At 44.7% G+C, this 15,316-nt stretch carries 14 protein-coding genes; 13 read left to right on the forward strand and 1 reads right to left on the reverse strand.

Annotation, left to right across the window (positions count from 1 at the left end; all coding sequences use genetic code 11):
• The first annotated feature begins 4 nt into the window (after positions 1-4).
• Together V1225_RS08560 and V1225_RS08565 are read left to right on the forward strand one after the other, a co-directional pair.
• Positions 5-1,384, forward strand: coding sequence for a glycoside-pentoside-hexuronide (GPH):cation symporter (locus tag V1225_RS08560; protein WP_251616557.1), 1,380 nt, complete (start codon positions 5-7; stop codon positions 1,382-1,384).
• A gap of 82 nt (positions 1,385-1,466) precedes the next feature.
• Positions 1,467-1,730: a hypothetical protein gene (locus V1225_RS08565; RefSeq protein WP_160200785.1), complete on the forward strand. Its 264-nt coding sequence runs from the start codon at positions 1,467-1,469 to the stop codon at positions 1,728-1,730.
• 1 nt (position 1,731) lies between these two features.
• On the opposite strand, the gene V1225_RS08570 is transcribed toward V1225_RS08565, so the two are convergent.
• Positions 1,732-2,448 carry a helix-turn-helix transcriptional regulator gene (locus V1225_RS08570; RefSeq protein WP_160200786.1) on the reverse strand — a complete coding sequence of 239 codons (717 nt, stop codon included), beginning with the start codon at positions 2,446-2,448 and terminating at the stop codon, positions 1,732-1,734.
• Positions 2,449-2,689: 241 nt separating this feature from the next.
• On the opposite strand from V1225_RS08570, the gene V1225_RS08575 reads away from it, so the two are divergent.
• The 11 genes from V1225_RS08575 (at position 2,690) to V1225_RS08625 (ending at position 15,172) form a co-directional block, all read left to right on the forward strand.
• Entirely contained in the window at positions 2,690-3,145 is a 456-nt protein-coding gene (locus tag V1225_RS08575; protein ID WP_251616555.1) for a RidA family protein, read from the forward strand.
• Between the two features lie 301 nt (positions 3,146-3,446).
• Positions 3,447-4,697: a DNA polymerase IV gene (locus V1225_RS08580; protein ID WP_160200788.1), complete on the forward strand. Its 1,251-nt coding sequence runs from the start codon at positions 3,447-3,449 to the stop codon at positions 4,695-4,697.
• Complete coding sequence (locus V1225_RS08585) at positions 4,694-4,957, forward strand: hypothetical protein (RefSeq protein WP_160200789.1); 264 nt, start codon at positions 4,694-4,696, stop codon at positions 4,955-4,957. Before V1225_RS08580 ends, V1225_RS08585 begins: the two co-directional genes overlap by 4 nt.
• Positions 4,958-5,259: 302 nt before the next feature.
• The gene (gene pyrH / locus V1225_RS08590) at positions 5,260-5,964 is read left to right on the forward strand and encodes a UMP kinase (RefSeq protein ID WP_161907596.1); all 705 of its coding nucleotides are present in this window, start codon (positions 5,260-5,262) and stop codon (positions 5,962-5,964) included.
• 10 nt (positions 5,965-5,974) lie between these two features.
• Complete coding sequence (gene frr / locus V1225_RS08595; protein ID WP_160200791.1) at positions 5,975-6,520, forward strand: ribosome recycling factor; 546 nt, start codon at positions 5,975-5,977, stop codon at positions 6,518-6,520.
• Between the two features lie 72 nt (positions 6,521-6,592).
• The gene (locus V1225_RS08600) at positions 6,593-7,321 is read left to right on the forward strand and encodes an isoprenyl transferase (RefSeq protein WP_161907595.1); all 729 of its coding nucleotides are present in this window, start codon (positions 6,593-6,595) and stop codon (positions 7,319-7,321) included.
• Between the two features lie 6 nt (positions 7,322-7,327).
• On the forward strand, positions 7,328-8,116 hold the full coding sequence (locus tag V1225_RS08605; protein ID WP_161907594.1) for a phosphatidate cytidylyltransferase: 789 nt from the start codon (positions 7,328-7,330) through the stop codon (positions 8,114-8,116).
• A gap of 44 nt (positions 8,117-8,160) precedes the next feature.
• A complete protein-coding gene (locus tag V1225_RS08610) occupies positions 8,161-9,291 on the forward strand; it encodes a 1-deoxy-D-xylulose-5-phosphate reductoisomerase (RefSeq protein ID WP_338546099.1) in 1,131 nt (376 codons plus the stop codon).
• The gene (rseP, locus tag V1225_RS08615; protein ID WP_338546100.1) at positions 9,291-10,289 is read left to right on the forward strand and encodes an RIP metalloprotease RseP; all 999 of its coding nucleotides are present in this window, start codon (positions 9,291-9,293) and stop codon (positions 10,287-10,289) included. The genes V1225_RS08610 and rseP overlap by 1 nt, the downstream gene beginning before the upstream one ends.
• Positions 10,286-11,338 (forward strand): flavodoxin-dependent (E)-4-hydroxy-3-methylbut-2-enyl-diphosphate synthase, encoded by a 1,053-nt coding sequence (gene ispG / locus V1225_RS08620; protein ID WP_338546101.1) that lies wholly within the window; start codon positions 10,286-10,288, stop codon positions 11,336-11,338. Before rseP ends, ispG begins: the two co-directional genes overlap by 4 nt.
• A complete protein-coding gene (locus V1225_RS08625; RefSeq protein ID WP_338546103.1) occupies positions 11,339-15,172 on the forward strand; it encodes a PolC-type DNA polymerase III in 3,834 nt (1,277 codons plus the stop codon).
• The last annotated feature ends 144 nt before the right edge of the window (positions 15,173-15,316 follow it).

Raw genomic sequence — 15,316 nt, forward strand, 5'->3', positions numbered from 1 at the left:
CAAAATGTCAACAAACAACAACGACCGTAAATTGCCTATGAGAGTACTGATGGGGTATCCGCTTCTCAACGTGTCAGCAACATTGCAGATGCTGCTCCAGATGTACTTTCTGCTGATGTTTTTCACAAACTTTCTCGGTATCAGTGGAACAGCAGCCGGACTTATTATCATGATTGCCCGTATTTGGGACTTTATCAATGACCCTATGGTGGGAATTATTGTAGAAAAGAGCAGGAGACCGAATAAGTGCATTTTCTTCATGCGTTGTGCGCTGGTTCCGGTAGGAATTTTCATGGTGCTCTGCTATTCAGCGCCGGATTTATCTTATACTATGAAGGTCGTATGGGCTGCGGTATCCTTTATAGGCTTGGGAATGTCTCAGACAGTTTTTAGTATTTCTAAGGATTCCCTCAGACCAAAACTGACATCTAATGGTGCAGAACGTGCAAAGCTGAATGTCTATGACAACGTGTATAATACCATCCTTAACGCTGTTGTACCGGCAGTAACAATGCCACTTGTCGGCTGGCTGGCAGGCTACGGCGAAGCGACAGCCTTTGCAAAACTTGCTGCAATTTATGCGGTTGTGTATGCAATTATTGGTTATGTCGGCACTTGCACAGTAAAGGGCTATGAGTATGAAGACTATGAAGAGGAGGGCAACGTCAAATCAGCTGCGCCGAGTGCGGGACAGATGATAAAAGCACTGGTAGAAAACAGACCTGCTTTGGCGGTTCTGACAATGCAGGTGGTGAAAATGCTGATTTCCTCCATTGGAGGTGCTGTCATGGTCTACTACTGTACTTACAATTTGGGAGATGTTAACGCCATGTCCTATGCTTCTGTACCGAGCACGATTGTCGGACTAGTACCGGTTCTGCTTCTGGTGCCGCTGTATAAGCGATTCGGAAATGCAGGTACAGGTTTAATTGGATGTACGCTGGCAGCTCTCAGCTTGCTTGCAGCAGTTATTACAGGTGTGCCTAGCGTCACTTTTTATGTAGTCATCACCACCGTGCAGTCTCTCGGGCCTGTAATGGTAAGCGCAGTGGTACCGCAGTGTATTATGGACTGTGTTGACTATGGCGAATGGAAGACAGGGCACAAGAATACCAGCGTCATTATGAGCGCATATGGTATTGGAACAAAAATTGGATTGGCATTTGGTACTACGGTTGCCGGATTTGTACTGGATGCAGTCGGCTTTGATCCAACTGCTGCAACCCAGCCGGCAAATGTGCTTAGCGCCTTTTTCCATCTGCAGTTCACTGCACAGCTTGCAGTATATGTAGTCATGGGGCTGCTTCTGCTGTATATTTACAAAATTGAAAAGAAGCTGCCGGAACTGAAAAAAGAGATTGAGGCTAGAAAAGCAGCACAGTAATGTGTACATAAAATGAGATTATAGTATGAATAAAAGCGGCAGCAATGTCGCTTTTATTTTTCGGATAGGAGGTTTGGAAAAGATGAATGATGCAATACGGTGGCAGGAGGCTGCTCCACAGCTGATTGCTATAGAGGAATGTGCAGGACAGGCTCAGGCAGCGGTTACAGGAATAAGCGCGATGGAAGCGGCTGAAATTATAAAAAAGACCGCTATTGGAAGCGGACTTTCGATTCTGGTTTTTAATTCTGCCAGAGGTGTTGAGATTGTTGTTCGCGGCAGGGAGGCGTATGAGTATCTTTTGCGGTTTTTAAGGGAATTGTCAGTTAGTGAATGTGTTAAGTGAATTATTTAAGCGATTCCTCCACTTCGTGACAGTATTTATAGATTGTATAACGGGATACGTTCAGCTGCTCTGCAACGTATGTAATTGACTTCTGAAAGCTGAAGGCATTGCGCTGTATTAAAAGGGCAATGAGCTGCAGACGGTCATTTTTTTTCATAGCCTGCGGCGTTTTTCCAACGATGGACAGGCAGTCTTTGAAGATTTCTTCCAGTTGATTGTTGCTGGAGTCTTTGATGGCATCATTGAGATCGCTGCCGATGGCAACGAGACCTTCCAAGGTGGACATAGCGCTGCCTAAAGACGTGTAGTCAAAATTAATTCCCAGTGCATAGTGATAGTCTTCCCCCACATAGTTAAAAGTCGTAGACTTGATATATCTCCCATTTTTGGTAATCGCGAGGGAGTTGATGATATCAGTTTCCGGCTTAAAATGATAAGGCGCAGTATCTGTATCTTCTGCTTGAGCAGTGCGTGTTCCTACTGTCTGCAGGTGTCCTTCTGCCATGATATCATCACCGAAAATATCGGCAGTAGAGCCTACAGATCTTCCGCTGACATGACCGTTATAAATAGCGATAATAGGGTGACCCGGTATACTCATGTCGTGAATCAGTGTTTCGCAGGAGTGACCAAACATCTGTGCAAGGCCTTCTGCGGTACGGGTCATAAAATCTAAAATTTGTTCTTTGGTCTGTTTATTTTCTTTGTTTTGACTCATTGGCGATAATCCTCCCTAAAGCTAACTTGTCTTTGACAAAACCAGTATTATTCTACCACGGTTTGTGGCAATCAGCAAGACATATTGTAAGCAAAACCGATAGGGGAATCCTATCGATGACGTATGCAGCAGAGGATGACATGAAATTAATTGACTGTTTGTCAACTGAATATTGACAAACAAACTCCTGCGGAGTATAATCAAATTAGTAAAGACAATGATGAAAGATGAGGTGATTTTAATGATTACAGAAAAAAGAATTGAAGAACTCGGAATAGAATTACCCTTAGCGTCTCCTCCAGGTGCAATGTACATTCCAGTAAAACAACTGGGAAATGCTCTATTTGTTGCAGGACAGGTACCTTTTGTTGATGGAAAGCTTTTAGTAAGCGGCAAGGTAGGAGATACTGTTTCTATGGAACAGGCTGAGGAGGCAGCGAGAAGATGCATTATCAATTTAATGGCAGCGCTGAAGGACTATTTGGGAGATTTGGATAAGGTAAAAAACATTACGAAAATCCAGGTGTTTGTCAATAGCAAGACAGGCTTTATGCAGCAGCATCTTGTAGCAAACGCTGCTTCGCAGCTTCTTTATGATGTTTTTGGTGAAAAGGGAAGACACGCACGAACTGCTGTGGGAACCAATCAGCTTCCTATGGATGCACCGGTAGAAATTGAGGCGATTGTAGAAGTTTAAAGAGCAAACCATGATTTTGAGGAATTGCAGACTGGGGGGGGAGAATTGCTGAATGTGAACTGAGGTACAGAGGCGGCAAAGGATTTCTGCAATACTAGAAATGGCAAATTTATAAGGCAGGATGTTGGTTTGACGGCAAATAACCGTTAGCGCGCATTCTGCTTTTGTTTGCGTAAAATGCGGGAGTAGGCAGGGTCTCATGAAAGCAGATTTTGGGAAAAGTTTCCTGTTGCATGGAGTCAAGGAACGTGATATAGTGAAACTACGAAAAGAACATACGTTCTCTTAGGAGGTGTAGGGGATGACGATTTTACATGTGGATGCCAATTCAGCATATCTCAGCTGGAGCGCTGTGAAACTTTTGGAGCAGGGATACGGACAGGATATCAGACAGATTCCTTCTGTCATCGCAGGAGACCCGAAAGATCGTCACGGCATTATTTTAGCGAAGTCTATGGCAGCGAAAAAATACCAGATTAAAACTGGCGAGAGCCTTTTTGAGGCGTTCCGCAAATGTCCGAATCTGCAGGTATTTCCTCCGGACTATGACCTTTATCTGGCGTGCAGTGAGGCCATGTACAGTATTTTGCAGGAATATTCACCAGTGATACAGCGTTTCAGCGTAGATGAGTGCTTTGTGGAACTGGACAGGGGCAATCGGAATTGTGCACAAGCGATAGAGACCGCTTTTAGCATAAGGGATCGGATTCGAAAAGAATTGGGATTCACCGTCAATGTCGGAGTGGGTACTAATAAATTACTGGCGAAGATGGCAGGGGAATTAGAGAAGCCAGACAAGGTGCACACGCTTTTAAATCGCAAAGAAATTGAAGAGAAGTTATGGCCTCTTCCTGTAGGTGAACTGTTTATGGTGGGCAGAGCATCCGTGCGGAAACTCAGAAAGATTAATATCAATACGATAGGGGACCTGGCACATAGCGATAAGGCACTTTTGCGCAGCCTTTTGAAAAGCCATGGACAGCTGATCTGGGAATACGCCAATGGAATTGATCATGATAGAGTAGTGCCCAATGATCAGGTTTTGCAGAAAGGTCTCAGCAACAGCATGACACTGCCCTATGATGTGACGGATAAAGAGGAGGCGCAGCACTATATTCTGGCACTGACCGACAGAGTAACAAGCAGGCTGCGAAGGCATCGGTGCAAGGCGTCGCTGATCGGGATCAGCGTTAAGACTAATGGGTTTATTCGTTATAGCCATCAGATGCAGCTGTCTTTTTTTCTGGACGACACCACTGGCATTTACGATTACTTGTGTCAGCTGTTTTCTGCGTGCTGGAAAGGAGAGCCTATTCGCCAGATAGGTATTCATTTGTCTGCTTTTGTTCGCAAAGATGAGTACCAGCTGTCTATCTATGATTTGCAGCGAATTGTAGAAGATGAAAACTTAAATACAGTGGTGGATCAGATTAGAGATCGATTTGGGCAAACAGCCATTTATCGAGGGACTTTTGTCAATACGGATATGAAGCCTTTGGAAGGCGGCGTCAATGATGGAAATTATGTGATGATGGGAGGATATAAGCTATGAAGATCGTGGCAAAACCTATAGACGTAGTTGCAGTCTTTGCAGGCCATAAGAAGCCGGTTCCATACAAATTCAAGTATTATGAGGATTCCGGCGAGCGAATCGCAGTGTCTGTGGATCGGATTCAGTGTGTGGAGGAAAGCAGGCTGGCAGGGATTCATGCTTTTATTTACACCTGTCAGTCAGAAATCTGCGGAATCGAAAAAATTTATCAGCTGAAATATATTATTGAACAATGCAGGTGGGAACTCTATAAAGTATGACGACAGAAATTTAATGGGAAAAGTCGGCAATAAAAGCGAAAAATCTGTTCACCCTTAGGGAAAGATATGTTATAATGATTCCATAATCTCAAAGCGGCGTTGCCGCAAGGAAGGAATCATTGAAGCATGACTAACGATTTTATTCTTAAAGGAGTCGTCATGCTATAATAACCTCACAGCGCAAACAAAATCGAAGATTTTGGCGCTTGAGAGAACATTGAAGCATGACTTGCGATTCTATTTTTAGAGGAGTCGTCATGTTAGAATAACCTCACAGAGCAAACAAATCAAAGGAGCATAGAATGGAACCAAAATATAAACGTGTTCTTCTGAAGATTAGTGGAGAAGCGCTTGCCGGCAGTGACAAATTCGGAATCAATGAGGCGATGACGCAGAAAGTCGCAAGACAAGTCAAGGAAATCCATGATCTCGGCGTGGAAGTTGCCATCGTTGTGGGCGGAGGCAATTTCTGGAGAGGAAGAACCAGCAAAGATATGGATCGTGCAACAGCAGATTATATGGGTATGCTGGCGACGGTAATGAACTCTTTAGCACTGCAGGATGCACTTCTTGCAGTAGGCGTCAAGGCTAAGGTGCAGACTGCAATTGAGATGAGAGAGATTGCTGAACCATATGCCAGAAGAAAAGCAATCAGTCAGCTGGAACACAAGGATATTGTTATTTTCGGTGCAGGAACAGGAAACCCGTTCTTTTCCACCGATACAGCCGCAGCTCTTCGAGCTGTGGAAATAGATGCGGATGTAATTTTACTGGCAAAGAATGTGGACGCAGTGTATTCGGACGATCCGAACACCAATCCGGATGCGGTTAAATACGATGAACTGACCCACATGGAAGTTTTGGAGAAGGACCTGAAAGTCATGGATTTGACAGCCGCAACTTTGTGCAAAGACAATCACATTGCCATTCATGTGTTCGGCATTTCTGAAGAGGGAAATGTCCTGCGCGCAGTTTATGGCGAAAAAATCGGCACGATTATCAAATAGGAGGAACCAAATGAGTAAAAGTTTAGAAGAAAGAATTGCAAAGAGTATTGCAGTTCTAAAAGAGGATTTGAACACAGTCAGAGCAGGCAGAGCAAACCCTGCATTATTAGATAAGGTATCAGTGGATTATTACGGAAGCCCGACACCGCTTAAGAATCTTTCCAATATCTCTGTACCGGATCCAAGAACCCTGATGATTGCACCTTTTGATCCAAAGTCCATCGGTGACATTGAAAAGGCAATCAATATGGCAGAAATCGGTATTACGCCGTCTAACGATGGAAAATGTATCAGACTGACCATTCCGCAGCTGACAGAAGAAAGAAGAAAAGAACTGACTAAGACTACCAAGAAAATGGGAGAAGATGCTAAAGTTGCAGTTAGAAATCTGAGAAGAGAAGCTAACGACAGCCTGAAGAAACAGCAAAAAGACGGAGAACTGACAGAGGACGATCTGAAGAAAGAACTGGACATTGTGCAGAAGACCATCGAAAAGGCTGTAAAAGACATCGATGAGGTTGTGGCAGCAAAGGACAAAGAAATTTTAGAGATCTAAAATATGAAAGAGATTTTATAAAATGCGGGGCTGTTTCATACATTGAGATAGCCCCCAAGTTATGAGGGAAACATGATAGATCAGAACAGAATTCCGGCTCACGTTGCTATCATTATGGATGGAAACGGCAGATGGGCAAAGAAGAAAGGGCTGCCTCGTTTGGCAGGACACAACGCAGGCATGCTGGCAATGAAAGAAATTGTCAAAGCATCTTCTGTACTGGGAGTAAAATATTTGACGGTTTATGCTTTTTCCACAGAAAACTGGAAGCGCTCTAAAGAAGAAGTGGGTGGTATTTTCAAACTTCTAGTTAAATACGTGGACAGTGAACTTTCCGAACTTCACGAAAATAATGTGAAAGTCAAGGTTTTGGGAGACTACAGTGTTATTCCGAAAATTGCAGTAGAAAGACTTGAAAAATCACTGGAGACGACGGCAAACAATACAGGTCTTCAGTTTAATATAGCCCTCAACTATGGAAGCAGGGCAGAAATTGTCAGAGCGGTAAGACGTATTTATGAGGACATACGCAAAGGCGCTTTAGACGAAGAAACAGAAATTACAGAGGAACTAATCAGCAGATATCTTTATACCGGTGACGAAAACGGCAATATCCCTGATCCGGATTTGATTATAAGGACTAGCGGAGAAGAGAGGCTTTCCAATTTCATGCTGTGGCAAAGCGCCTACAGCGAATTTGCCTTTACCGATGTATTCTGGCCGGATTTTTCGCCAGCAGAATACGAGAGGCTTATCGAAGCATACCAGAATCGCGATAGGAGATTCGGAGGAAGGAAGTAAGTATTTATGAAGACAAGAGTGATTTCAGGGCTCTGTATGGTGCCACTTTTAGCTGTAGTATATTTGGGGGGCTATTGGCTTGCTGCCGCATGTATTCTGGTGGGCTTGATTGGTGTCAGAGAGTTTTTTAACGGTTTTAAAGCCATGGATATTCATCCCTCAGAAAAAATTGCTTACTGTGCGATGGTGGTGCTGTATCTGATTCATGGACTGACACCCGAGCCGCAAATGTACTTGACCGGCTGGCTGGCAGCGTGCATTATGGCAAGCTCCATTTATATCTTTAAGATCGATCAGAGGAAAATTGAAGATGGAATGGCAACTATGCTTGGGATCATCTACGTAGTATTTTTCTCTTATCATGTGGTATTGGTAGACAGAAGCGGCGAATATTCTATTTTGATTTGGCTGGTGCTTTTATCAGCTTTTTGTACGGATATCTTCGCCTATTTCAGCGGATATCTCTTTGGCAAGCATAAACTCTGTCCGGTGCTGAGTCCGAAAAAAACCATCGAGGGTGCAATCGGAGGAACCTTGGGCAGTGTAATTTGCTGCGGTCTATTCGGCTATTTTGTTATACCGAGAATCTGGCTTCACTGTCTTGTAATCGGTTTGATCGGAGCCGTACTGTCACAGTGCGGTGATTTGACCGCCTCAGCATATAAGAGAAAAATGGGGATCAAGGATTATGGGAATCTAATTCCGGGACACGGTGGTATTATGGATCGCTTTGACAGCGTGCTGTTTACCGCACCGGTAGTTTATTACTACATTCAATTTATCCTTTTAGGCTAAATGAAATGCAAGGTTTCTAACCTTTTTGGGGAGTTATAGTATAGATGAAAAAAGTTACAATTTTGGGAAGTACCGGTTCTATCGGCACGCAGGCGCTGGATGTCATCGGAAGGAACCGGGAACAATTTCAAATAGAAACACTAGCCTGCGGTCAGAATACAGAGCTTCTTGAACAGCAGATTCAAAAGTTTTCTCCAAAACAGGCGGTGACTGAACTGGAACAAGATGCATGCCGTTTGGCGAAAGCCTATCCAAAGGTGGACTTTCTTTGGGGAGAAAAGGGATTGCTGGCTGCAGCGGAGGACGACAGTCAGATTCTCCTAAATTCTCTGGTGGGGATTCGCGGTCTGGTACCTACTTATCACGCTATTCAATCAGGCAAGGATATTGCCCTTGCCAATAAAGAAACTCTGGTTGCAGGCGGCGAACTGATAATGAAAGCAGTACAGGAAAAAGGCGCCAGAATGCTTCCTGTAGACAGCGAACACAGCGCGATTTTTCAGTGTTTACAGGGCAACCAGGGAAAGAAAATCAGAAAGATTCTGCTGACTGCCTCAGGCGGACCTTTTCGCGGCTTTAGCTGTCAGCAATTGGCAGATGTTACACTAGCGCAGGCGCTTCATCATCCCAAGTGGAGTATGGGGAAAAAGATTACCATAGATTCTGCAACCATGATGAACAAAGGTCTTGAGGTCATCGAGGCAAAATGGCTCTTTGATGTGCCGCTTTCTGATATTCAGATTCTGGTTCATCCCCAGAGCATTATGCATTCGGCGGTAGAGTTTGAAGATGGTTCTGTCATTGCCCAGATGGGCTCTGCCGATATGAGGATTCCTATCAGCGTGGCGCTGGGATATCCGCAGAGGATTCCCGATGCGGGTAAACGCATTAACTTTTTCGAAGAAGGCGCAAACCTTTCCTTTGAAGAGCCAGATACAGAAGTGTTTGGCTGTATTAATCTGGCTTATGAAGCCTCAAAAGCAGGCGGCAGCTATCCAGTAGTACTCAATGCTGCCAACGAGGTTATGGTGGACAGGTTCCTGAAAGGACAGATTGCTTTTTTGGACATCGAAAAAAACATACAAAAAATACTAGATGATCACACGCCTACATATAATTTAGGGTTAAATGAGATTATAAATATTGATAAAGAAATTCGTAAAGAGGTTTTGTGATGACAGTGATTTATGCAGTGATATTGTTTGTTATGTTGATTTTCCCACACGAGCTGGGGCATTTTACTGTGGCGAAAGCAGTAGGTGTAAAAGTCAACGAGTTTGCATTTGGTATGGGACCTGCGATTTTTCAGCGGCAAAAGGGTGAGACTCTTTATTCTATCAGACTGATTCCTATCGGCGGATACTGCGCGATGGAAGGTGAGAATGAGGAATCTGAAAGCAGCAGAGCGTTTAACAACAAGCCGGTCTGGGCAAAGATTTCGGTACTCCTTGCAGGCGCTGCTATGAATGTGCTTATTGCAATTCTGGCAATGACTCTTGTGATGGGATATATTGGAACAGCAACTACTACTATCGATGAAGTTCAAACAGGTACGCCTGCCTATGAAGCAGGTCTTCTTTCCGAAGACAAGGTTTTATCGGTAAACGGTACGCCTATTGAAAAATGGAATGACATTGCTGCAGCAATCGGCAGCGGTGAAGACAGGCTTTCCATCACGGTGGAGCGGAATGGAGAAGAAAAGACTTTTGAGATGACACCGGAGAAAACGGAAGATGGCAGGTATATCATTGGCGTTACTTCCAAGGTGAGTCATAATGCGTTGACTGCGGTATCAAACGGTGCAAAGGGAACCTGGAGTATGACAAAGGGGATGTTCTCGGCGCTGGCACAGCTGGTTTCCGGTGAAGTTTCTACAGACGAACTGTCAGGTCCAGTGGGTATTGTTTCCCTTGTTAGTGAGACAAAGAATTACGGCATGATTTATTTCGGGTATTTAGTAGCTTTGATCAGCCTGAACTTAGCACTGATGAACATGCTGCCGCTTCCAGCGCTGGACGGCGGAAGAATTATCTTCGTCATCATTCGAAAGATTACTGGAAAGATGATTAGCGACAATTTAGAGGGAAAAATTCACGGCGCAGGGATGATCCTGCTCTTCGGTTTTATGATATTCGTTACGTGGAATGACATTACGAGGTTATTTATATCATGAGAAAAAGCGTTTATTGCGGAAATATAAAAATTGGCGGCGGAGCACCGATTTCCATTCAATCCATGACCAATGTGGATTCTAGAGATGAAAGGGGATTGCTTGCGCAGATTGACAGATTGACAGCTGCAGGCTGTGAAATCGTCAGAATCGCTGTGCCCGATATGGAAGCGGCAGAGGTCTTTGGACGGGTTAAAAAACAGGTGTCCGTGCCTCTGGTTGCAGACATTCACTTTGACTACCGCCTTGCTGTTGCAGCAATAAAAAACGGCGCTGACAAGATCAGAATTAATCCCGGAAATATCGGAAGTACCGAAAGAGTTCGGGCGGTCGTAACAGTAGCAAAAGAGCGGAACGTGCCGATCAGAATCGGTGTTAATTCCGGTTCCCTTGAAAAAGATATTTTGGAGAAAAACGGCGGCGTTACGGCAGAAGGTCTGTGCGAAAGCGTCCTCAGAAATGCTGCGCTCATTGAAGATATGGGATATGACAATTTAGTGCTTTCCTTAAAATCATCTGATGTTCGGATGAACTACGAAGCGCATAAACTAGTCTTTGAGAAAACCGAGCATCCCATTCATATTGGCATTACCGAGGCAGGCACTCTGAAGCGCGGCAAGGTAAAATCGGCAGTGGGGATCGGTGCGCTGCTGCTTGCTGGTATCGGTGATACGATGCGGGTTTCTTTGACAGCAGATCCTGTAGAAGAGGTAGTTTATGCCCGGGAAATATTGGAAAGCATTGGCATCAGAACGCCGCAGATTGATCTGATTTCCTGTCCGACCTGCGGCAGAACCAGAGTCGATTTGCAGAGCCTTGCAGCGCAGGTAGAAGAACGCCTTAGTGAAATTGCTGTTTTGCGCCCACTGAAGGTTGCTGTCATGGGCTGCGTCGTCAACGGTCCGGGTGAAGCCAGAGAGGCGGATTTCGGGGCGTGCGGCGGCGATGGAAAAGGTGTCATTTTTGCAAAAGGACAGGTTATTAAAACCGTAAATGAATGCGACATTGTAGATGCATTAATTGACATGATAAAGAAAAAAGCGAGTGTATAAATGAGAGCATTAATTGAACAGAACATAGATTGGGATGTCCTTTCGGGACATGACAAAAGCCAGTATACATACGAAATTACAGAAGCAGTCATCGAAAGTGAGACCGGAGTTTTAACCATTAGCCTCCGGCTCAATTTTATTATGCCCTGCCTTTCCATGGCGAAGCTTAAAGGCGTGATTCTGCATGAGATTGAAGCGCTGAAAGATGTTAAATTCAAGTATAATTACGAGAATGTGATTCTTTCTGAGGAGGAAATTATTCCGCTGTTCATTCCTCATATGATAGAAATTATCAACGGGAAATATGCGGCGATTACCAAATCTATCGAAAGCAGCAAGTTTATCTGTGAAGGAGAAAAACTGCAGATCTATGCGCTGGGCAGACTGGCAACCGAGCAGCTCAATGAAAAGGTTGCTTACCAGTTTAAGCAGCTTCTTGCTGAACACTTTGGAATTCACAAAGATGTGACCTTTGTCAACGATGAAGACAGTTACATGAAGGCTGCAGAAAGTTGGATCGAATCGGAGGAATCTGACATTAAAGCGTCCCTTGAAGAAGCAAAAAAAGCAGCGCAGATGCATAAAAGTGAGAGCGCAAAGCCTGCGGCAGGTGGTGGCTTTGGCGGTAATAATGGAAATGGCGGAGGCAATAGTGGCTTTGGCGGTCAGAACGGCGGTTTTAAACGCCGCGAGAAGGAAACACCGGCAGAAGGAAACCGGATTATGGGAAAAGATATTTTTGGTGAAGCAATTCCTATGTCCGGACTGGAGGCAGATACGGGTACAGTTATTTTAGAAGGAATCCTTTTCAAAAAAGACGCTAGACCAATCAGAAATGAGAAGAAACTGGTAACGCTGTTAATCACTGATAAGAAGACTTCTGTTTGTCTGAAGACTTTCTGCTCTAATAATAAGTGGGAAGAGATCGACAGCCTTTTGAAAAGCGGAGACTTTATTAAAGTCCGCGGTGAGACTGAATGGGATCGCTACGATAACTGCCTGACTGTAATGATTAAGGATATCAATAAGGGTAAGGTGAAAAAACGAAAGGATACTTACGAAGGCGGAAAGCGAGTGGAACTTCATGCGCATACTAAGATGAGCGCTATGGACGGATTAAATGAAGTAGCAAATCTCGTTAAAACTGCTGCTGCATGGGGACAGCCGGCTGTGGCAATTACAGACCACGGTGTAGTGCAGAGCTTTCCAGATGCCGCAAAGACTGCAAAGAAGCTGGCAGGAGATAAAGAAAATCCGGTCAACATTAAGATCATTTACGGTATGGAGGGGTACGTCTTTGACGACAGAGACTGCCATAACGAGGACGGTTCTATTGATTATAAAAAGAATCCGACTAACCATATCATTCTGCTTGCGAAAACCCAGGAGGGCCTGAAAAATATTTACAAGTTGGTCTCTTATTCTCATCTGGAATATTTTTATAAAAGACCCAGACTTCCTAAATCAGTTATCGCAGAGCACAGAGAAGGACTTATCATCGGTTCTGCCTGCGAAGCCGGGGAGGTGTACCGTGCTATAGCAGGCGGTAAGAGTCAGGAAGAAATTGAAGAAATTGCAAGCTTTTACGATTATCTGGAAATTCAGCCGCTCATTAACAATCAGTTTATGATTGAACAGGGAATGGTTTCCGGTCAGGAAGAGCTGCGTGAACATAACAGGCAGATTGTGGCTTTGGGAGAAAAGATGGGAAAGCCGGTAGTTGCAACCACCGACGCTCACTACGATGAACCGGAGTCCGCCATCTACAGAAATATACTCCTTGCCGGCATGGGCTTTAAGGATGCTGAAAACGGGCAGGGTCTTTACATGAGAACCACCGATGAGATGATGGAAGAATTCCGTTATCTTGGGGAAGAGACGGCATACAAAGTCGTCATCGAAAATACCAATCTCATCGCAGACATGATTGACGGCAGCATTCTGCCGGTACCAAAGGGAAAATTCCCTCCGAAGATTGCCGGTGCGGAAGAAACTTTGCGGGAAACCTGCATGCAGAAGGCACACAGCATTTACGGCGAGAATATGGATACAATCATTGCTGAACGTTTGGAAAAAGAACTTTCATCTATTATTGATAACGGTTATGCGGTCATGTATGTATCGGCGCAGATGCTGGTGCACAAGTCCATGGAGGATGGCTATTTGGTCGGATCTCGAGGTTCCGTAGGGTCTTCCTTTGCGGCGACTATGGCGGGAATCACTGAGGTAAATCCTCTGGATCCTCACTATATCTGCCCGAACTGTAAGAAATTGATTTGGGGCGATATGCAGCTTTATGATTGCGGTATCGATATGCCGGAAATGGACTGCCCGGAATGCGGCACACCGATGAACAGGGACGGCTATACAATTCCATTTGCAACTTTCCTTGGATTTAACGGCGACAAAGAGCCGGATATCGACCTTAATTTTGCAGGGGAATATCAGGCGACAGCACATAAATACGTAGGTGAAATCTTTGGTGAGAAGAACGTGTTTAAGGCAGGCACTGTAGGTACTGTTGCAGAAAAAACTGCCTACGGCTATGTGATGAAATTTGCCGATCAATTTCATCGACAGATTAATAAATTCGAGGCGGACAGGCTGACTCAGGGCTGTACTGGTGTAAAGCGAACCACTGGTCAGCATCCGGGCGGTATTATTATCGTGCCGGACGACCACGAAATTTACGAGTTCTGTCCGGTGCAGCATCCGGCAAACGATGTGAAGAGTGACATCATTACTACGCATTTTGATTATCATAAGATTGACGAGAACCTGCTGAAGCTGGATATTCTGGGGCATAATATTCCATCCATGATTCGTCAGCTGCAGGATATGACCGGAATTGACCCGATGAAAGCAGACCTTACAGATAGAAAGGTTTTATCCATTTTTAACGGCATCGAGGCGCTTAACATCAAGAATCCGGACTACAAATACACCCATGGATCCTATGCGATTCCGGAATTTGGTACTGCCTTTGTACGGCAGATGCTGGATGACACTAAGCCGGATAAGTTTGCAGATCTGGTGCGTATTTCTGGATTCTCCCACGGTACGGATGTATGGCTCAACAACGCACAGGATTATATCAGAAGCGGCACGGCAACCATGCGAGAAGTTATCTCTACTCGTGACGACATCATGAACTATCTGATTCTGAAAGGTATAGAGAATAAGACCTCCTTCCAGATTATGGAGGACGTTCGTAAAAACAGACCTCTGAAAGAAGAACAGCTGGCGGTGATGAAGGAGCATGGTGTGCCGGACTGGTATATCGATTCCTGTATTAAAATCCAGTACATGTTTCCGCGTGCCCATGCGGTAGCCTATGTTATGATGTCCTTCCGTATGGCGTGGTACAAGGTTTACTATCCGGTGGAATTCTATGCGACCCACTTTACCAGTACGGTGGCAAACTTTGACGCAGATACTATCATGAAAGGGCCACAGGCTATTTTAGACAGAATTGAGATGATTGAAGCCATGGGAAACAACGCTACTGCCAAAGAGCAGGCGGATGTTCTGGTGCTGGAAGTTGCCTATGAGATGTATTCCAGAGGCTACGAGTTTGCGCCTGCACGCCTTGGAAAATCCCATGCATTGAAGTTCTGGTCCGACGAAGGAAAGGTGCTGCTGCCCTTTGTGGCGCTGGAAGGCGTGGGGGATACTGCGGCGAAAGCTTTTGCTGATGCCTATGCCGAAAAGCCGTTTGACACCATTGAGGAAGCGGTGAATCGTTCTAAACTGAACAAAACGGCGGTGGAAGCGCTGCGTACTCATGGCGTGTTTGAAGGACTGCCGGAAACAGATCAGTTGTCACTGTTTTAAGAATTACTAAAGAATTTTCAGAAAAGCAAAAAAACACTTGCAAACAAAACCATAAATATATATAATACAAATATAACCAGAAAGCCACACCTAGACAATGTGGCTTTTTGCTTATATAGATATCGAAAAAGAAAGGAAGAGAAA

This window comes from Emergencia sp. JLR.KK010, assembly GCF_037018265.1.
GTDB classification, from domain to species: domain Bacteria; phylum Bacillota; class Clostridia; order Peptostreptococcales; family Anaerovoracaceae; genus Senimuribacter; species Senimuribacter intestinalis.